This window comes from Lentzea miocenica, from assembly GCF_033949945.1.
Lineage (GTDB): Bacteria > Actinomycetota > Actinomycetes > Mycobacteriales > Pseudonocardiaceae > Lentzea > Lentzea miocenica.
In genome coordinates, this window is the sequence record NZ_JAXAVW010000006.1 from 53069 (window position 1) to 72055 (window position 18987).

At 69.7% G+C, this 18987-nt stretch carries 19 protein-coding genes; 8 read left to right on the forward strand and 11 right to left on the reverse strand.

Annotation, left to right across the window (positions count from 1 at the left end):
- Positions 1-154 precede the first annotated feature (154 nt).
- Complete coding sequence (locus SK803_RS08945) at positions 155-1189, forward strand: LacI family DNA-binding transcriptional regulator (protein WP_319965347.1); 1035 nt, start codon at positions 155-157, stop codon at positions 1187-1189.
- Here the strand turns inward: SK803_RS08945 and SK803_RS08950 are convergent.
- From SK803_RS08950 to SK803_RS08985, 8 genes are all read right to left on the reverse strand, one after another.
- On the reverse strand, positions 1178-1945 hold the full coding sequence (locus SK803_RS08950; RefSeq protein ID WP_319965348.1) for an alpha/beta hydrolase: 768 nt from the start codon (positions 1943-1945) through the stop codon (positions 1178-1180). The genes SK803_RS08945 and SK803_RS08950 overlap by 12 nt on opposite strands.
- A gap of 10 nt (positions 1946-1955) precedes the next feature.
- Positions 1956-2366, reverse strand: coding sequence for a hypothetical protein (locus tag SK803_RS08955; RefSeq protein WP_319965349.1), 411 nt, complete (start codon positions 2364-2366; stop codon positions 1956-1958).
- A gap of 52 nt (positions 2367-2418) precedes the next feature.
- Positions 2419-4185: a glycoside hydrolase family 9 protein gene (locus SK803_RS08960; RefSeq protein WP_319965350.1), complete on the reverse strand. Its 1767-nt coding sequence runs from the start codon at positions 4183-4185 to the stop codon at positions 2419-2421.
- Positions 4186-4225: 40 nt separating this feature from the next.
- A complete protein-coding gene (locus tag SK803_RS08965) occupies positions 4226-5200 on the reverse strand; it encodes a PP2C family serine/threonine-protein phosphatase (RefSeq protein ID WP_319965351.1) in 975 nt (324 codons plus the stop codon).
- A complete protein-coding gene (locus SK803_RS08970) occupies positions 5200-7338 on the reverse strand; it encodes a serine/threonine-protein kinase (protein WP_319965352.1) in 2139 nt (712 codons plus the stop codon). The genes SK803_RS08965 and SK803_RS08970 overlap by 1 nt, the downstream gene beginning before the upstream one ends.
- 14 nt (positions 7339-7352) lie before the next feature.
- Positions 7353-8309 (reverse strand): glutamate ABC transporter substrate-binding protein, encoded by a 957-nt coding sequence (locus SK803_RS08975; protein ID WP_319965353.1) that lies wholly within the window; start codon positions 8307-8309, stop codon positions 7353-7355.
- The gene (locus SK803_RS08980) at positions 8306-9562 is read right to left on the reverse strand and encodes a hypothetical protein (RefSeq protein WP_319965354.1); all 1257 of its coding nucleotides are present in this window, start codon (positions 9560-9562) and stop codon (positions 8306-8308) included. Before SK803_RS08980 ends, SK803_RS08975 begins: the two co-directional genes overlap by 4 nt.
- A 92-nt stretch (positions 9563-9654) precedes the next feature.
- Entirely contained in the window at positions 9655-10410 is a 756-nt protein-coding gene (locus tag SK803_RS08985; protein WP_319965355.1) for a TetR/AcrR family transcriptional regulator, read from the reverse strand.
- 41 nt (positions 10411-10451) lie between these two features.
- Between SK803_RS08985 and SK803_RS08990 the strand changes: the two genes are divergently transcribed.
- From SK803_RS08990 to SK803_RS09010, 5 genes are read left to right on the forward strand one after another with little or no spacing between them, the layout of a single operon-like run.
- Entirely contained in the window at positions 10452-12770 is a 2319-nt protein-coding gene (locus SK803_RS08990) for a DEAD/DEAH box helicase (protein ID WP_319965356.1), read from the forward strand.
- Positions 12770-13528, forward strand: a complete 759-nt coding sequence (locus tag SK803_RS08995; RefSeq protein ID WP_319965357.1) for an SWIM zinc finger family protein — start codon at positions 12770-12772, stop codon at positions 13526-13528. The genes SK803_RS08990 and SK803_RS08995 overlap by 1 nt, the downstream gene beginning before the upstream one ends.
- A 17-nt stretch (positions 13529-13545) precedes the next feature.
- Complete coding sequence (locus tag SK803_RS09000; protein WP_406601511.1) at positions 13546-14064, forward strand: sugar O-acetyltransferase; 519 nt, start codon at positions 13546-13548, stop codon at positions 14062-14064.
- Positions 14054-14671: a DUF2238 domain-containing protein gene (locus SK803_RS09005; RefSeq protein WP_319965360.1), complete on the forward strand. Its 618-nt coding sequence runs from the start codon at positions 14054-14056 to the stop codon at positions 14669-14671. Before SK803_RS09000 ends, SK803_RS09005 begins: the two co-directional genes overlap by 11 nt.
- Positions 14643-15476 carry a DUF3626 domain-containing protein gene (locus SK803_RS09010; RefSeq protein ID WP_319965361.1) on the forward strand — a complete coding sequence of 278 codons (834 nt, stop codon included), beginning with the start codon at positions 14643-14645 and terminating at the stop codon, positions 15474-15476. The genes SK803_RS09005 and SK803_RS09010 overlap by 29 nt, the downstream gene beginning before the upstream one ends.
- On the opposite strand, the gene SK803_RS09015 is transcribed toward SK803_RS09010, so the two are convergent.
- Positions 15404-16432 carry a helix-turn-helix transcriptional regulator gene (locus tag SK803_RS09015; RefSeq protein ID WP_319965362.1) on the reverse strand — a complete coding sequence of 343 codons (1029 nt, stop codon included), beginning with the start codon at positions 16430-16432 and terminating at the stop codon, positions 15404-15406. The two genes, SK803_RS09010 and SK803_RS09015, sit on opposite strands and share 73 nt — an antisense overlap.
- 69 nt (positions 16433-16501) lie before the next feature.
- Positions 16502-16822, reverse strand: coding sequence for a hypothetical protein (locus SK803_RS09020; RefSeq protein ID WP_319965363.1), 321 nt, complete (start codon positions 16820-16822; stop codon positions 16502-16504).
- Positions 16823-16974: 152 nt separating this feature from the next.
- Between SK803_RS09020 and SK803_RS09025 the strand changes: the two genes are divergently transcribed.
- Positions 16975-17451 carry a hypothetical protein gene (locus SK803_RS09025; RefSeq protein ID WP_319965364.1) on the forward strand — a complete coding sequence of 159 codons (477 nt, stop codon included), beginning with the start codon at positions 16975-16977 and terminating at the stop codon, positions 17449-17451.
- A gap of 82 nt (positions 17452-17533) precedes the next feature.
- A complete protein-coding gene (locus SK803_RS09030) occupies positions 17534-18037 on the forward strand; it encodes a DUF2087 domain-containing protein (protein WP_319965365.1) in 504 nt (167 codons plus the stop codon).
- Here SK803_RS09030 and SK803_RS09035 read toward each other — a convergent pair.
- A complete protein-coding gene (locus SK803_RS09035; RefSeq protein ID WP_319965366.1) occupies positions 18019-18750 on the reverse strand; it encodes an SDR family oxidoreductase in 732 nt (243 codons plus the stop codon). The genes SK803_RS09030 and SK803_RS09035 overlap by 19 nt on opposite strands.
- Positions 18751-18987: the final 237 nt, after the last annotated feature.

The following is an 18987-nucleotide window of genomic DNA, read 5'->3' on the forward strand; positions in this document are numbered from 1 at the left end:
CAAGCCGAGTAGTGCTAAAGATCCTGGTCGCCCCTGCCCGTTCGAACCAGGCGGGAGAGAACCGGGGATTCCATTACGTCATCGTTGACGCTAGCTTTCCGGGAGAAGACGCGACAAGCGGCCGTTACGCAAGCGTTACCCGAGGCAGGCGGACATGGATCAAGCAGGCGCAAGACGCGAACCCACGATGCGCGACGTCGCGGCGCTGGCGAAGGTCAGCACCAAGACCGTCTCCCGCGTCATCAACGGACTGCCCGGCGCCGGGCAGGAGGTCGTCGACCGCGTCCGCGCCGCCGCCCGCACCCTCGGTTACCGCCCCAACCTCACCGCCAGCAGCCTGCGCCGCTCCGACCGCCGCAGCGCCACCATCGGCGTGCTGTTCGAGGACCTCTCCAACCCGTTCGACTCCGCCCTGCTGCGCGCCGTCGAGGACCGGGCCCGCCAGGGCGGCGTCCTCGTGCTCGCCGGCAGCAGCGAGGACGACCGCGCGCTGCAGGGCGAACTGCTCATCTCGCTGTCCGCCCGCCGCGTCGACGGCGTCGTCGTCATGGCCGCCGGCGGCCACCAGGACGCGCTGCAGCAGGAACGCGAACGCGGCACCCCGATGGTGCTCGTCGACCGGCCACCCACCTTCGGCGGCACCGACTGCGTCACCACCACCAACCGCGACAGCTCCCGCGAAGCCGTTCTGCAGCTCGCCGCACTCGGGCACCGCGACATCGCGTTCCTCGGCGACCGCCGCACCCTGTGGACCAGCCAGGAGCGCTACACCGGCTACCTCGAAGGCCTCGCCCAGGCCGGGCTCACCCTGCGCGAGGAACTCGTCCGCACCGACCTGCACGGCGCCGACCTCGCCGAGACCGCCACCACCGCGCTGCTCGACCTCGACCGCCCGCCCACCGCCCTGTTCACCGCCCAGAACCTCGTCACCGTCGGCTCCATGCGCGTGCTGCGCGCCCGCGGCCTGCACCACCGCGTCGCGCTCATCGGCTTCGACGACTTCCCGCTCGCCGACATGCTCGAACCCGGCATCACCGTCGTGCGCCAGGACGTCCCCGGCATCGGCCGCAAAGCCGCCGAGCTCATCTTCGCCCGCATCGACGGCGACACCTCACCACCCGTGCACGCCGTCGTCCCCGCCGCACTCGTGCGCCGCGGCTCCGGCGAGATCGCGCCGTCAGCGCACTGACAGCACCGCGTCGACCACCTGCGGACCCGACAACAACACGTCGTCGTTGTGATCGGCACCGGAGATCTCGATCAACCGCGCCCGCGCCGCCGTCGCCACCTCGCGGCTCTGCGCGGGCGGCACCACCGAGTCCGCGGTCCCGAGCAGCACCACCGTCGGAACGTCCACCCCGGACACCCGTTCGACCAGGGGATACTTGTCCTGCAACAGCATCTTCACCGGCAACCACGGATAGTGGTGCGACCCGACCGCCGCCAGCGACACGAACGGTGACCGCAGCACCAGCCCGAGCGGCGCGCGGTAGGTGGCCAGTTCGACCGCGACGGCGGCACCCAGCGACTCGCCGAAGTAGATCACCGGCCCGTCGATCAGGTCCAGCGCCGCCCGCGCGTCGAAGGTCAGCCCCTCCTCGGTGGGCTTGCCCGGGTTGCCGCCGTAGCCGCGGTAGTCGAACAGCAGCACCGACAACCCGCGCGAGATCAGCTCCCGCGCCAACGGCACCCGCCCCAGCCGGTTGCCGCCGTTGCCGGGGAACACGATCACCGTCGCGGGCGCGTCCGGCAGCTCGAAGTGCCACCCGTCGAGCAGCAGACCGTCCGCCGTCACCAGCCGGACGTCGCGCCCGCCGGGCACGACCTCCTCGGCGGACGGCAGCGGACCGGGGGAGGGGAAGTAGACCAGCTTGCGCTGAAAGGCGAAGACCACGGCGACGATGGTGACAACCACCGCCACCGCGATCAACACCGGCCTCCACATGGAGACAATTTCAGCAGCGCTTGTCCGTGTTCGCGAAGTACGCGTACTCCGGGTTGTCCACCATGTGCCCCTGCGCCTGAGTGCACACCGACAACGTGTCAGTGCCCTTCGACCACACCTCACGGTCCCGGTTGGCGCCCTTCACGTGCCCCGTCGAACCGGGAGCGAGGATCGTCGCCGTGACGTAGTAGCTGTTGCCCTTGTTGTGGTACGAGTCCCACACGTACACATACGCCCAGTTCCTGCCACAACCCTTGAACTGCTTCACCGACGCCACCGGGCCACCGCCCTCGTCGATGTAGGCGGTCCTGCCGATCTGCGTCACCGGACCACACCCCGGCGCCGACTCGGCGTGCGCGACACCGGACGACAGCCCGGTCAGTGCGAATGCGGCCACCGCCGCGACAGAAACGAATCTCACGCCCCGACGGTGCCGCGCTCCAGTTGGTCAGCGGTAAATCAGCTGTGCCCGGTCATCCGGCGGCCACCGCGTACAGGAACCACGTCGAGTGCGGGATCCACTGCTCCAGCCACCGCCAGTCCGTGTTCGGGCCCGACGACGCCACCCCCGGATCCCACTCGATCCCACGCCCGTCCGCCGCACGCCCGGTGATCCCGTTGACGATCCCGCCCGCCGCCCGGATCCACTGCCACGACCCGGCCTCCGAGCCCTCCGGATACTCGAGGTAGATCGGCGCCGTCCGCCCGCTGCCCTCCAGCATGCACACGTCGAACGGGTTGCAGCCCACGATCCAGTTCAGCTGATCCGCCGCGTACGACCGCAACCGGGCCGCGAACGCCGCGTCGAACCGCGGTGCCGCGAGCCGGGCCGCGGCCGCGAGAGACGCCAGGCGGGCGTTCTCGCCCTGCCACCACGTGCCGGCCGCGTCGTGCGGGAAGAAGAAACCGTCGAACCGGTCGCCCGCCGCCGTCTGCACCGCCTGCCGCGCGTAGCCGAACGGGTTCGGCACCGCCGAGGTGATCGACAGCTCGAACTCCAAGGACTTCCGCACCGCCGCGAGCACGTCGGAACCCGCGATCGACGAGTACGCCAGCAGCGCCACGACCGGCATGCCCGCGTCCGACGGGTGGAAGTACGGCCGATCCCCGTCGTCCGCCCGGAAGTGGCCCCTGGGCATGATCCGCGAGACCAGGGCCGCGGCCCGCTTGTCCGCCTCCGCCCGGTACGAGACGTTCGACGTCGCCTTGAACAGCTCCACGGCCGCGAGCAGCACGTTGTAGTCGTCCTGGATGTTCTCCTTGCCGTCGTTGGTCAACCGCACGTTGTTGACCTGCAAGAACGAGAACGCCGCCTCCGCCGCCGCCAGATACCGCGACCGCGGGAACTCCCCGTCGACCGTGCCCCGCGCCGCACGGGCCAGAGCCGCGATCGCGACACCACAGCCCTCGCGGTAGTTCAGCGGACCGCGACGCAGGAACCGCTTCGACGGGTCGATGCCGATGTCGTCCTCCTGCGGCTGCCGCACCGACCCGTAGAACGACCCACCCGGCATCCGCACCCGCACCAGGTAGTCGGCTCCGTACAGCGCCTCGTCGTGCAGCAGTTCGCGCAGGTGCACGAAGTCCGGCACCGCACGCCGCGTCAGCTCGTCGTAGGACGCCCACAACACGTACGCGGTCAACGGCAGCTGCAGCGTGTTGCAGAACGAGTACCGCGACAGCTGTGTGAAGTGTTTGGACCAGTCCGCCGCCGCGTCGTACCAACCGCCGTGCGCGTCCACCCGCAGAGCAGGATCACCCTCGTACGGCAGCGACCGGTCCACACGGTCGTACTCGCCGAGCGACCGTGAGTCCTTGAAGAACCGCACCACGTGCGGCAACGTCCGCCGCTCCAGAACGAGCGGCTCGATCACGAACGGACGGGACACCCCGCCGTCCGTCGACAGCACGAATTCACCAGAACGTGTGAACTTCGAGAAGTCCGCGACCGAGTAGAACGACGGCACCGCGGGGAACTGGTTCGCCTTCCAGTCCGTCACCGGGCCCGCGAACCGTGCGGTGCCGCGATGCACCACGGCACCTGTGCCGTGCTCCACGAGCGAGAACTGGTGCACGCCCGGCGTCGAACAGGCGATCACCGCCCGCTTCGAGCCGGCGGCCTCGTACCCGACGTTGTTCGTCAGCACCCACGTCACGCGACCAGGAGCAGCCGAAGCCGTCCCGGCAGCGGCCAAAGCACCCGCCGTGCCCAGCAGGAACCCGCGCCTACCTGTGCCCATCCCGTACGCCTCCAAAGCACTACGGAGGGCGGCGGCGTCGCTACTCTACGGCGCGAGGGGTGAACGGCACCAGCACGACGGTGATGTTGTCGTGGCCGCCGGCTTCCAGGGCGACCTTCACGAACTCCTCGGGCCCGCACGGCAGCAAGGGCTGCAGGTCCTCGGGCTGCGGGCGGTAGTTGTGCAGCCCGTCCGAGCACAGCAGGAACACGCCGGGCCCGGTCGGCTGCAGCGTCACGACCTGCGGAACCACCTGTCCCGCGTCGGCGCCGATCCAGCGCGACAGCACGTGCGCGCGACGGTCCGTGCGGGCCTGTTCCTCGGTCAGCACGCCCTCGAAGACGAGCTGCGCGGCCCAGGTGTCGTCGGTCGTGAGCTGCTTGGAGCCCTCGTCGGCCAGCCAGTAGGCGCGCGAGTCGCCGACCCAGCCGATCGTCACCGAGTTCTCCGTGACCAGCGCCGACACGAACGTGCACGACGGCGCGACGCCCCGGCCGCCCGCCTCCATCGGCTCGGCTTCCACGAGCTGCTCGACGGAGAAGCAGGACGCGGCGACGGCGTCGATCATCGCCTGCTCCGGGTCCGCGGTGTCGATCAGCGCGTTCAGAAGCACGTCGACGGCAGCGTCGGCGGCGGCCTGGGAGGCCTGCTCCGCCCGTTCGGACGAGGCCACGCCGTCGCAGACCACGGCGGCGACACCCTTGCCCGCGACGTGCCCGAACGCCATCGAGTCCTCGTTGCGCGCGCGCCGCTTGCCCCGGTCGCTGACCCCGGACACCGCGCCGAGGGTGTACTCGACCCGGTCACGCGCCGATGGCTGGTGCCGGCCGCACTGGGTGCAGTAGTCCTCGTCATCGATGTCCGGCGAGCCGCACAGGATGCACGAGGCCTGCGCGGGACCGGTCGGTCCGCCCAGCGGCGTGCGGCGGACCAGCAGGTTGCGTCCGCACGCCTCGCAGAACCGGTCCTCCGGCGCGACGGGCGCGAAGCACTCCGGGCACTTCAGGGTGTCCATCAAACCAACGTCCTAGGCCTTACCGCGTTCGCGCGGTCCACCAATGCGATCCGTTCCTCCGGCGTGGCCGCGAACCGGGCCAGCGTGCGGTAGCGCGCCTCTAGACCCAGCCGAAGCTCGTGTTCGGAGAGTGCACAGTCCAGCACCTTGCCCTCGGCGGCCTGATTGCGGGTCACGTAGTCGTACGCCGCCTCCAGCACCTCCGCCGACAGCTGGGTGTGCGAATGAACGTCGATGTCCAAGGCGTGCAACCGTTCCCCGGCCGCGACGAGGTCCTCGGCCGCGCAGTCGCCGAGCTGCGCGCGCACCGCCGCGATCTGCGCGGCGAGATGTTGTGAAGACGTGTCCGGAACGGACAGCAGCACCTCGACGGCCCGTGACCGGTCCCCGCAGGCGAGCAGCACCCGCGCCAGGCCGAACGCCGCCGACACGTACGCGTGGTCGGTCCGCCACACCAGCTCGTACCAGCCCGCCGCCGCCTTCAGATCATCCGTGGCCTCGTAACAGACGCCCAGCGCGAGCTTCGGCGCCGCCTCACCGGGCACGGCCGAGCACACCGCGTCGAAGAACCCCAGCGCGTCCCCGGCCCGTCCGTCGGTCAGCGCGGCGAGACCCCGGTACCAGTCGGGCCGCCAGTCCTCGGGGTCGATCTCGGACTCGTCGAACATCGACGGCGCCGTCAGCGCCTCCAGCTCGCGCAGGGCGGCCTCGGTGTCACCGGACTCGATCAGCACCCGCACGATCCGGAACCGCACCTCCACGGTGAACTCCGGCGCCTTGCGCAACCCCGCCGGATCCGACGTCGTCGCCGTGGCCAGCCAGGAGGCGGCCGCGTCGGAGGTGTTCACGCTCGGTGCCGGCAACGCCAGCGCCACCTCGGGCAGGTCGAGCGCGCCCTCCACGCCGAACCGGCGGCGTTCCGGCGTGAACTGCCGCGACGGGCCCGGCCGCTGCACGCCGTCCTCGATCGCCAGCACCTCGCGCAGCACGCCCGTGAGCTGGTCGGCCATGTCCTCCGCCGAGGAGAACCGCAGCTCGGGGTTCGGGTTCGTGGCGCGCAGCAGCAGCCGGTGGAACGACTCGAACCGGCCCAGCAGCGGTTCCTCGTCGACCGTCGGCAACCGGTCCTTGCAGCGGCCGCGGAAGTCGAACGGGAAGCTCATCACCGCGAGCGCCCGCCCGACGGTGTAGATGTCGGAGAAGATCGACGGCCCGATCGTGCCGATCTCCGGCGCCTGGTAGCCGATCGTGCCGTAGATGGGGGAGTGGTGGTCGTCGACGCGCCGCACCGCGCCCAGGTCGATCAGCTTGAGCTGCTCCTCGGTGTGGATCATGTTGTCCGGCTTGAAGTCGCAGTACAACAACCCCACGCCGTGCAGGTAGCCGACCGCGGGCAGGATCTCCAGCACGTACGCGATCGCCTGCGCCAGCGGCAACGCCTCGTCGCCACGGCCGTCCCGGCGCCGGCGCGTGATCATGTCCTTGATGGACTCGCCGCCGACGTACTCCATCACGATGTACTCGACGAGCTTCTCGCTGTCGCCGCTCTCGTGCCGGATGAAGTTGTGGATCTTCACGATGTTCGGGTGCTCGACCTCGGCGAGGAACCGCCGCTCGGCCAGCGCCGCCGCCATCGCGTCCGCGTCACCCGAGTCGAGCAGGCCTTTCAGCACCACCCACCGGTCGCTCACCGCGTGGTCCAGCGCCAGGTAGAGCCAGCCGAGACCGCCGTGCGCGAGGCATCCCAGCACCTCGTACTGGTCGTGCAGCACCTCACCCGGCGCCAGCTTCGGCGTGAACGAGTACGCGTGCCCGCACTGCGGGCAGAACCCCTCCACCCGGCCCGGCTTGCCGTCCTTGCGCCGCCCGACCTTCTTGCCGCACTTCGAGCAGAACCGCTTGGCCTCCGGGACCTCCGGGTTCTCCAGCACCGCGGTCTTCGGATCCCGGTACGGCACCCGCGGCACCTCGACCAGCCCGGCGCCCAACCGGCCACGGCTCATCGACCGCGCGCTGCCCCGCCGCGACCGCCCCGATCCGGACCGGGACGCCTCCTGCGACACCGACCACGGCGCGGTCCCCGGCGACGTCGCGGGCCCGGTCGCGGGCAGATCCAGTTCCTCGCTCGTCTCGTTCATCAGGCGACCCCTCCCTAATCCCGATAACGAGCGACAGGCGGCACTGGTGCCGGACCCAGCGTGCTGAGCCAACGACCGTAGATCACGCCCCACGTGCCGTCGGCGCGCATCCGCTCCAGCACGCCGTTGACGAACCTGACCAGGTCCTCCTGGCCCTTGGGCACGCCGACGCCGTAGGGCTCCTCGGTGAACCGCGCCCCCACGACCTCGGTGTACGGGTCCTGCGCCGCCAGCCCCGCCAGGATCGTGTCGTCGGTGGAGATCGCGTCCGCCTGCCCCTGCTGCAGCATCACCAGGCAGTCGGTCCAGTTCGGCACGCTCACCGTCGTCCGCACCCGGTTGATCACGTTGTTGAGCGACGTCGACCCGGACGCCACGCACACCTTCTTGTCCTGGAGGCTGTCCACCCCGGTGATGCCCGAGTTGCGGCGCACCAGCACGCGTTGGCCGGCCTGGTAGTAGACCTGCGAGAAGTCCACGTCCTTGAGGCGGTCGCAGGTGATCGTCATCGTCCGCACGACGACGTCGACCTCGCCGCGTTGCAGCATGCCGATCCGTTCCGCGGCGGTGACGACCTTGAACTGCACCTTCTTGTCGTCACCGAAGACCGCCTTCGCGATCTGCCGCGCCACGTCGACGTCGAAGCCCTCGATCTCGCCGGTGAACGAGTTGCGGAACCCCATCAGGTACGAGTTCTGGTCCACCCCGGCGATCAACCGGCCGCGCTTGAGGATCCGTTCCATGTTCGACCCCGCCGGCATCTGACCCGCCGCCGGCAACGCGCCCGGCCGCAGGCTCGCCGTGGGGTCGCACGACGGCGCCGGGGCCGCTGAGCTGCTCGGTGCGGCCGTGACCGTGCTGGCGTTGGCCGGTTGGGGCGCGGGAGCGGTGCGCGGCACTATGTCGCTCGGCGCCGGTCCCGCCGAACACGCACTGAGCAGCATGATCGCCGCGAGTGTCAGTCGCCTCACCGGTACTCCTTGAGTCGCTGCCACAAGCCCATCGTCGACCCGATCGCGCTGATCACCGCCAGCACCAGCACCCCGACCACCGTGCCCGCCAGCGACGCCCGCGCCACCGCCACCTCGTCGCTGAAGTCCTGGCGGGCCTCCCCGATCGCCCGCACCAGGTCCTGGTCCAGCGAGTCGAAGTACGGGTTGTCGATCAGCGCCACCGCGTCGTTGTACTGGCCGGCGTCGTCGGCCTCGCGGATGCGTTGGTGCACCTGCTGCCACTGCCGGAAGTGCCGCATCGCCTGGTCGACGGCCTCGGTGCTCTCCAGCTGTTTTGCCTGGTCCAGCTGCCCCTCCAGGCGTTCGGAGACCTCGACGAAGTTCTTCTCGTACGCCTGGCCCGCACCACGCGCGACCAGCGTCAGCGTCTCGTCGCCGCGTGCGGTCAGCGTCGCGATCCGCGCCTGCGCCAGCACGTCGGCCTTCTCCGACGCCGTGCGGGAGTCCGCCACGTCGTTCATCACCAGCACCGACACCGTGGTGACCCACAGCAGCGACACCACCGCCGCGCCGGTCGCGATCAGCAGGCCGACGTTGAGCAGCCGGTTCGTCTTGCGGGTCAGATACCGCTGGGTGAGGAACAGCGCGACCACGAACGCGAGCGCGACCGACACCGAGCCCCACGGGAAGTCCGCCTCGTCCTGGGCCCGTGCCACCCGGTCCGTCTCCGCCCGGTACAGCTCCTGCGCCGCCGGCAGCAGCTGCGCGCGCATCAACCCCGAGGCTTCGCGGAGATACGCCGCGCCCACCGGGAAACCCTGCCGGTTGTTCGAGCGCGCCGTCTCGATCAACCCCGTGTAGACCGGCAGCTGGGCGGCCAGCGTCGCCGTCAGGTCGGGGGAGGAGGCCGTCGCGACCGAGAGCGCGGCCTGTGCCTGCGCGATGTCCGCCTCGTAGCGTTCCCGCAGCTTGGGAGGCTCCAGCCCGCCGGACAGGAACGCGCTCGCCGCCGTCGCGTCGGCGTCCTGCAGCGCCCGGTAGACCTCCTGCGCCGCGTGCGCGAGAGGCTCGGACCGCGTCGCCAGGTCCTCCAGCGCCTGCTCCTGCCGGACCACGCTCCACGTCGTCAGCGCGCCGCTCACGAGACTCGCCAGCGCCAGCACCACGATGATCAGGCTCAACCGCCCCGGTGTCGACCGCGCGAGACCGGTGACCCGGCGCACCAGCGCCTGCCGGGGCTGCGAGTCCATCACCACGAGCAGGCCTCCCACGGTGGCGAGTTGATCGGCGTGGCGTAACTGTAGGCACCCGGAGGACACCGCGTGGGAATTAACGACGCATCCCGCCAGGTGTCACTCAGGTGTTACTGGCGCCGCGACTCGATCAGGCGATTGACGCCGTCCAGGATCATCTCCAGGCCGAACTCGAACGAGTGCTCCGGGCTGAACGCGCTCTGGTGCGCCTCCCCGACGGCGCCGCCGACCCGTGCCGCCACCGGATACCGCGCAGGGTCGAACACCGTCATCAGGAACGGCGCCGCCGCGTCCCACCACTGCTGGTCGGTCAGCCCCGTCTCCTGCTCGGTCACCGCCGCCGCGGTCAGCCCGCGGGCCGAGTTCTGCACGTGCCCCAGCACCAGGTTGAGCACCGAGTCCAGCTCCACGTCCGACAGGCCGACGCCCTCCAGCCCGCGCAGCTCGAAGTCGTACTTCGCCGCCACCTGCGGACCCAGCACCGTCCGCGACGGCGCCACCTGCAACAACCACGGATGCCGCCGGTAGAGCGCCAGGTTCTCCCGGGCCACGTACGTCAGGTGCGCGCGCCAGTCCTCGGCCACCTCACGGCCGGTCGCGGCCTGCACGGTGTCGACCATGACGTCGATCAGCTCGCCCTTGCCGGGCACGTAGGTGTACAGCGACATCGTGCCCACGCCGAGCGACTCGGCGACGCGGCGCATCGACAGGGCCTTGAGCCCGTCCGCGTCGGCCAGCGCGATCCCCGCCTGCACGATGCGGTCGACGCTCAGGTCCGGTTTGCCCTTGCGCGAGACCCGCTCCTGGGTACGCCACAGCAACGCCAGCGTCCGCGCCGGGTCACCGCTGCCCGTGTGTTCGATCACGACCGCCACCCTAGCGTACCGTATGGTGTACGGTACAGAGTATGTTCGTGCCTGCGGACCCACCCCGCCTCGGCCAGTTCAACGGAAAACCCCTGTTCGAAGCCTTGCCTGACGCGCTGCACGACGACGGTTACTGGGGAGTGGCCACCGCGACCGCGCTCAACCTCGTCGCCCGTGGCCGGATCGTGCCCGGCGTGACGGCCGGCAACCACGACACGTGGCGCATCGGACCGCTCGACCACGCCGACGAGCTCCACCTGCGCCGGCTCGCCGCGCACGGCGACTACGAGCAACTCCGCCAGTTCCTCGACGCCGTCGCGGACACGCTGCCCCGGTCCGGCGACGGTCCGTTCGCGAGCCCCGAACCCCACGACGTGCCCGAGCTCAAGGCGTGGGCCGACGAGCAGATCAAGCTGTCACTGCGCATCGAGACCACCGACGACCTGCGGTTCCGCGCGATCGTCCAGGTCCGCGCCATCACCGACGCCTATCCGCGGGACGTCCGCGGCTCCGGTCGCGAACTCGACGCCATCAAGGCCATCGGCCGCGCCACCTGGCCACCTCTGCAACGCCTGCTCGACCAGGCCGAGCTCACCGATGGCGAGGTCGCCGAACTCCTCGACACCGACATCGAGGTCCACTGGCCCAAGAACCTCACCACCACGCTGTCCGCGAAGGCGGTCATCGGCGAACCCGGCGGCCAGTTCCAGGCCGACGACCTGCTCACGTTCAACTGGCGGCTCGCGCTCGGCGACGACGAGCTGACCGACGCCGAGATGGACGTCGTCGCCGAGGCCAGCCGGCCCGTGATCAGGCTGCGCGACCAGTGGGTCCTCGTCGACCCGAAGCTCAGGAAGAAGGCCCGCCGGCAGCTCGCCCCGATCACCGCGGTCCAGGCCGTCACCGCCGCCCTCACCGGCACCGCGATCATCGACGGCGAGCACGTCGACGTCGCCCCGCACGGCCTCACCACCGCCATCACGACCGTCCCGCAACTCCCACAGCCGTCCGCGCTCAAGGCCCACCTGCGCGACTACCAGCTGCACGGCCTGAGCTGGCTCGCCCACATGACCGGACTCGGCCTGGGCGCCTGCCTCGCCGACGACATGGGCCTCGGCAAGACCATCACCCTCATCGCCCTGCACCTGCACCGCCGCCACGAACACCCGACGCTGGTCGTCTGCCCCGCCTCACTGCTCGGCAACTGGGAACGCGAGATCCAGCGCTTCGCCCCGGGAACCCCGGTCACCCGCTACCACGGTCCACAACGGACCCTCGCCTCCGAAGGCATCGTGCTCACCACCTACGGCACCATGCGCCTGGACGCCGAATCACTGAGAAACCACACGTGGGGCATGGTCGTCGCCGACGAGGCCCAGCACGTCAAGAACCCGCATTCCGGCACCGCCAAGGCACTCCGCGGCATCCCGGCAGGCGCGCGCGTCGCCCTGTCCGGCACCCCGGTCGAGAACTCGCTGTCCGAGCTGTGGTCCATCCTGGACTGGACGACACCCGGCCTGCTCGGCACGCACCGCGCGTTCCGCACCCGCTGGCCGGAACCCGACGACACCCTCGCCAAGGTCGTGCGGCCGTTCCTGCTGCGCCGCCGCAAGTCCGACCCCGGCGTCGCCCCCGAACTGCCCGCCAAGACCGAGACCGACCGGTTCGTCTCGCTCAACACCGAGCAGGCGGCCTTGTACGAGGCGCTGACCAGGGAAACCCTCGACCAGATCGCGAACAGCGACGGCATCGCCCGCCGCGGCCTAGTGCTCAAGCTGCTGACCGGCCTCAAGCAGATCTGCAACCACCCGTCGCACTACCTCGGCCACGACGCGCCGCAGGGCACGTCCGGCAAGCTCGAACTCCTCGACGAACTGCTCGACACGATCATCGCCGAGGACGGCTCGGCGCTGATCTTCACCCAGTACGTCGGCATGGCCCGCCTGCTCGAACAGCACATCAAGCAGCCCACCCGGTTCCTGCACGGCGGCACGCCCATCCCGCGGCGCGAGCAGATGGTCGACGACTTCCAGCAGGGCAAGGCACCGGTCTTCCTGTTGTCTCTCAAAGCCGCCGGCACCGGCCTCAACCTCACCAGGGCCGACCACGTGATCCACTTCGACCGCTGGTGGAACCCCGCCGTCGAGGACCAGGCCACCGACCGCGCCTACCGCATCGGCCAGACCAGGCCCGTCCAGGTGCACAAGCTCGTCACCGAGGGCACCGTCGAGGAACGCATCGCCGCGCTCCTGCAGGACAAGCGCGACCTCGCCGACGCCGTCCTGCACGGGGGAGAGGCCGCGTTCACCGAGCTCACCGACGCCGAACTCGCCGAACTCGTCCAGCTCAGGAGCGTTTGATGACCGCACGCGGATTCGCCGCGTTCCCCAAGGTGAAACGCCGCGTCGCCACGACGTGGTGGGGCAAGGCGTGGGTGAAGGCGCTGGAGGACACCGCGCTCGACAACGCCATGATCCGCCTCGGCCGCCGCTACGCCCACGCCGGCGTCGTCGGCCCGATCACCGTGAGCCCCGGACTCCTGCACGCCCAGGTCCACGACGACGACACCGTCTACAGCACCACCGTCCGCGTTCCCGCCCTGTCCGAAGTCCAATGGGGACGGTTCCTCGACCGCGTCGCCGAACAGGCGGGCCACATCGCCGCCTTGCTGGACAACAACATGCCGCGCGACCTCGTCGCCGCCGCCGAAGAGTCCGGTGTGGACCTGCTGCCCGGCATCGGCGACCTCGAACCCGACTGCGACTGCGACGGCTGGGAACTCCCGTGCCGCCACGCCGCCGCACTCGCGTTCCAGGTCGGCTGGCTGCTCGACGCCGACCCGTTCGTCCTGCTGCTGCTCAAGGGAAAACCGGAACAGGAACTCCTCGACGCGCTGAAACAACGCGTCGCCGGACCCGTCGGAACCAGAACACCTGTGGTGGTCTCGCACGAACCCGCAGGTCAACTGCCCGCCCGTCCCACCCTTCCGGCCACCACACCTGTGGTGCTCGCGGTCGAACCGCCACCCGGATTCGACGCCGCGGACCTCACCGCGTTGATGGAGATCGCCGCGAAGAGAGCACGCGCGCTGCTGCGTTCGGGCACTCTCGAAGGGTGATCACCGAGAAGCAGAAGATGATGACCGGCCGGCTGTACAAGGACTCCGACCCCGAACTGGTCGCCGAACGCCGGCGCGCACAGCAACTGGTGGACGAGTTCAACGCCACCCGCTCCGACACGGTCATCAAGGAACTCTTCGGCTCCATCGGCGAGGGCTCGTGGGTCATGCCGCGGTTCCAGTGCGACTACGGCTACCAGGTCCACCTGGGCTCCAACAGCTTCCTCAACTACGACGCCATCCTGATGGACTGCGCCACGATCACCATCGGCGACGACGTCTCCATCGGCCCCCGAGCCCAGCTGCTCACCGCCCTGCACCCCGTCGAGGACCACGAGGCCCGCCGCCAGCGCTTCGAGTCCGCCGCGCCGATCACCATCGGCGACAACGTGTGGCTGGGCGGTGGCGTCATCGTGTGCGCGGGCGTGACCATCGGCGACAACGCCGTGATCGGCGCGGGCAGCGTCGTCACGCGCGACATCCCGCCGCGCGTGCTCGCGGTCGGCAACCCCTGCAAGGTGATCCGTGACCTGTGAGCGCTCCGCCACCGAGCCGTTGATCCTGCTCGCCCTGACCGCTGCCGCCCTGGTCGTCTCGGGCATCAACCCCCACGACCGCGCCACCTGGTACCTGGAGGTGGCACCGGCCGTGATCGGCGCCGCCATCCTGATCGCGACGTACCGGCGGTTCCGGCTGACACCGCTGCTCTACCGCCTGATCTTCGTCCACGCGCTGGTCCTGATCCTCGGCGCCCACTACACCTACGCCCGCGTGCCCGTCGGGTTCTGGGTGCAGGACCTGTTCGACCTCGCGCGCAACCACTACGACCGGTTCGGCCACTTCGTCCAGGGCTTCGTGCCGGCTCTGCTGGCTCGCGAACTGCTCGTCCGCAAGACGCCGCTGCGGCCGGCCGGGTGGCTGTTCTTTCTCGTGGTGTGCGTGTGTTTGGCGTTCAGCGCCAGCTATGAGCTGCTCGAGTGGGGGTCGGCGGTGCTTGGCGGTTCGGCCGCGGATGATTTTCTCGGGACTCAGGGCGATGTGTGGGACACCCAGTGGGACATGTTCATGGCGCTGTTGGGGGCGATCATCGGGCTGGTGACGTTGGCGCGCGTGCATGACCGGGAGCTCGCCCGTGGGGTTTGAGCAGGCGATCGCGCACGTCGCCGCACGGTCGACCGGCGGTCCGCTGTCACGTGACCTGCGCGTCACGCTCAACTTCCACCCCGGACGCGGCGTCCTGGAGAGGCTTGCTCATGACGGCGTCTACCGCTCGCAGTTCGAGACCGGAACCAGCAACGGCGGCCTGACCGCCCACCCCGGCGGCGCTCGCTGGGAGTGGGAGAGCCGGCTCTTCGGTGGCGCCTACGACGACGCTCCGCCCTCCGACAGACCCAAGTACGGAGCGCTCAACCATCTGGGCCGTGAGCACGGCGGCGCGCCGAGGTTCGGCTCAGCCCACCTGCGGCTGCGCGAAGACGTGCTGGACCGCACCACGTTCTGCTACCCCGACAGCGTGTTCGATCCCGTCGACTTCGGCACCGCCCAGCGCTTCGCCCTGCTCGACCTGGTCGACGACCGCGACCCGCTGGACAACTACGTCGAGGCCCACATCCACGGCCCGGTCACGCTGGACGACGTCGAAGCGCTGGTCCTGGACCCGAGCTTCCCCGACGTCGACCTGCCGTGCCCGGTCGAGCGCCACGCCGGGTTCCGGCTGTCCACAGAGGATCTGCTGCGTCACGCGGACTACCGCACACCGGAGTCCGTCGCGTTAGGACTGGCGATCGCGCAGGACGGGTTCATCGACCCGCACATCCTCGAGAACGCGGACGCGGCACCACAGGTCGTGAAGCACCTGTGGCACCACCTCGCGCGCTACGGGATCACGTGTCCTGGATCTCGTGGAGCTGCAGGTGCCGGCCACCCACCCGCCAGTTGCGGCAGGTAGATCGACGCCAGCCGACGCACCGCCTCCGCGACCTCCTCGCGCAGCTCGGCGGGCGCCAGCACCTCGACCTCGCCGCCCATCCGCAGCAGCATCCCGGCCGCGTGACCGATGGACTCGATCGGAATCGTCGCCCTGATGTGCCCGCCGTCGTCCACCGCGGACTCCCGCGCCGCACGAGCCACGACAGGCAGCACGTGGGACGAGAACGACTCCCAGCCACGCGGCGAGAGCCTGATGACCGCCTCACCGGTGTACTGCCGCGCCTGGAAGTCCTCCAGCGACGCCGCCCAGTGCGTCGCCAGGTCGAATCCCGCCGGCCGCTCGAACGACTCGTCCAGCACCTTCACCGCCTGGATCTGCGCCACCCGGTACGTCGAGATCCGCGACGACCCCTGCGCCACCAGGTACCAACGCCCGGCCTTCAACACCAGCCCCAACGGCCGCAGCATCCGCGTCACGTCCTCCGGCGACTGCCAGCGCCGATAACTGACCTCCAGCAGCCGCGAACGCCACACAGCGTCCGCCACACGCTCCAGGAACGGCGACCGCTCCGGGTCGTAATACCAGGCAGGCGCGTCGAGGTGGAACCGCTCGGCCATGTGCGAAGCCCGGTCCCGCATCGACGACGGCAACGCCGCCATCAGCTTGAGCTGCGCCGCCGACACCGCGTCCCCGAGCCCCAGATCCGCCGCCGGCCCCGGCAACCCGGCCAGGAACAGCGACTCCGCCTCCTGCTCGTTCAACCCGGTGAGCTTGGTCCGGTAACCGTCGAGAAGCTGGTAACCGCCGGCCGGCCCCGCGTCGCCGTAGAGCGGCACACCGGCCGCGTGCAACGACTCGACGTCGCGGTAGATGGTGCGGATCGACACCTCCAGCTCGTCGGCGAGTGCCTGCGCGGTCATCCGCCCCTTGGTCTGGAGCAGGAGGAGCAACGACACCAATCGACTCGCGCGCACGCGAAGACACTGTCACAGGTTGTCAGTGACCCACGCGCGTACCGGCTGGAACGCCAACGACGTCGTTCACTAGCAGGTGTAGATCGAGGTGCACGACGCGGGCGCGGACGCGTTGTCCATGATCATCAGCGCGATGAACAGGGCAGCGGCCGCGACCGGCACGATGACCAGCATCGACATGAGGATGCGGCGAATCGAGTGCAGAAGGATCACTGCTTCGGTCGTTGCCTGCACGCCCGCTTCCTCGATCGTTGCGAAGGCGCGGATACGCCGCAGTGACCCTGCGGGATACGGGTTCTGCCAATCTGGGCCTGTGCCAAGACCAGTCGCCTTCTGCACGTACGGCTGGAACGCGCCGACTTCGGGATCGACCTCGGGCTCATCGGACACGGTGTCACCTCTCGTCTGCCGCCGAACGACGTGCTGCCGAACGGACGGACTGTCGCACCGCGCCGTCGCCGCGTTACCCGGCCGTGCATCCCCCACGACAGATCATGAAGACACTGACACACCCTGTCAGGGTTAGCTCATACGTTCGACCTATGGCTTTTTACGAGAAGGAGCTGGCGGTGCGGGAACCGCTGGTCATCGCGGGCAGGCACGTCAAGCGCTACGAGGTCGTCACCCCCGGCCTGGAGATCACCGACGACATCCGCGCGGCCGCCTACGAGTTCCTGCCCAAGATCTACCCGGACTTCGCCGACCCGACCCCGCCCGCCACGGTCACCGTGCTGCACCGCAGTGCCGCGGGCATGTACCTCAACGCTTACAACTGGGTCTGGGACAACGTCCTGCACTGCCGCACCGCCGTGTCGGGTGACCAGCCGTTCCTCGGCTCGACCGATCCCGACCTCACGCACTTCACGGTCATCCCGAAGGACCTCATCGGGTGTGTGTGGGAGCTGCCGCCGCTGGCGCACGAGCGCACGGCGTGGGTGCGGCATGTGCTGGAGCCCGACGTGCCGGACTTCGACGGGTACCTGAACGACGTCATGGCCGAGGGTCTGGTGGGCCGATGACGGAGTGGCAGGGCGCGCCGTCGCGCTGATAGCCGTTGAGGGCCGCTGAAATCGGATGGACGGCGGCGTTAGGTTCGCAGGCATGACCACTCCGGAGACCGTTGTGCGCGCGCTGGCCGAACCGACGAGGCTCAGGGCATTCGCCGCCGTCGTTCTCGGCGCGGGGACCCTGGCCGACATCGCCGCCGCCTCCGGACTGCCGGTCAAGGACGCCGGGACGGCGTTGCGCAAGCTTCGGGAGGCCGGGCTGGTCGAGGGTGAACCGGCCCGGGCCGCCGACCTCAAGCCGCTGGCCGCGACGCTCACCGAGCAGATGCCGTCGGACGGGCTCGCGCCGTTCGTGCGGGGCGAGAAGCTCATCTCACTGCCTGTTGCGCACGAACGGCGCCGCAAGATTCTTGAGCACGTTGCTTCGCACGCCTTCACCCCGCAGACCTACTACGAGGAGAAGGAGATCAACGAGCGGCTCCACGCGTGGTGCGACGGGGGAGAGGTCGACCACGTGACCATCCGCCGCTACCTCGTGGACTTCGGGCTGCTCGAGCGCGGCGGTGGCCTCTACCAGGCTCAGCCCCTGCCGATGTAGGGCATGGTCGTGGCCATCACGGTCATGAACTGCACGTTGGCGTTCAACGGCAGCTGAGCTTGGTAGAGCACGGCGTCGGCCACGTGCTGCACGTCGAACGTCGGTTCCGGTGCCGTCGAGAAGTTGGCCTGCAGCACGCCCTGCGACATGCGTTCGGTCAGCGGGGTGGCGGCGTTGCCGATGTCGATCTGGCCGCACGCGATGTTGTGCGCGCGGCCCTCCAGCGACAGTGACCTGGTCAGACCGGTCATGGCGTGCTTGGTCGCGTTGTACGCCACCGCGTGCGGGCGGGGCACGGTGGCGGAGATCGAGCCGTTGTTGATGATCCGGCCGCCGCCGTGGGTCTTCATCACCTTGAACGCCTCGCGGGCGCACAGGAACGCGCCGGTGAGGTTCACACCGACGACCTTCTCCCACGCGCTGAGGCTGAACTCCTCCACCGGCGTCGCGCGGACGTTCGTGCCCGCGTTGTTGAACAACACGTCGACGCGGCTCCACGCCGAGACCACCGCGGAGAACAAAGAGACGACGGAGTCCTCACGCGACACATCGGTCGGTACAACGAGCGTGGAGTCGGGAAAGCCCTCTCCGGTCTCGGTCAACGCGTCCTCGCGCCGGCCCGCCAGCGCGACCTGGAAACCCGCTGCCAGCAGGGTTCGCGCCGCCGCCCGGCCCACCCCGGAACCCGCTCCCGTCACGATCGCGACTGCCATCGGTGATCTCCCCTCGATCCAGCGATTGCCCGAAGTGTCCGGTGTGGAGTAATTACCTTGCGTGGAGTGCGAAGAGGACACCTGCCTGCTGTGCGAGGGGTCCGGAACCATGTCGTGGAAGCAACCCGTGCCCGGCCCTCAAGGCCTTGTGCTGCACGAGATGTCGCATCCGTGCCCCCGTGGTTGTTCTGGCTGGTGGAAGCTTCCGAACGGTGAACGCGGAGGCATCGTCGCAGG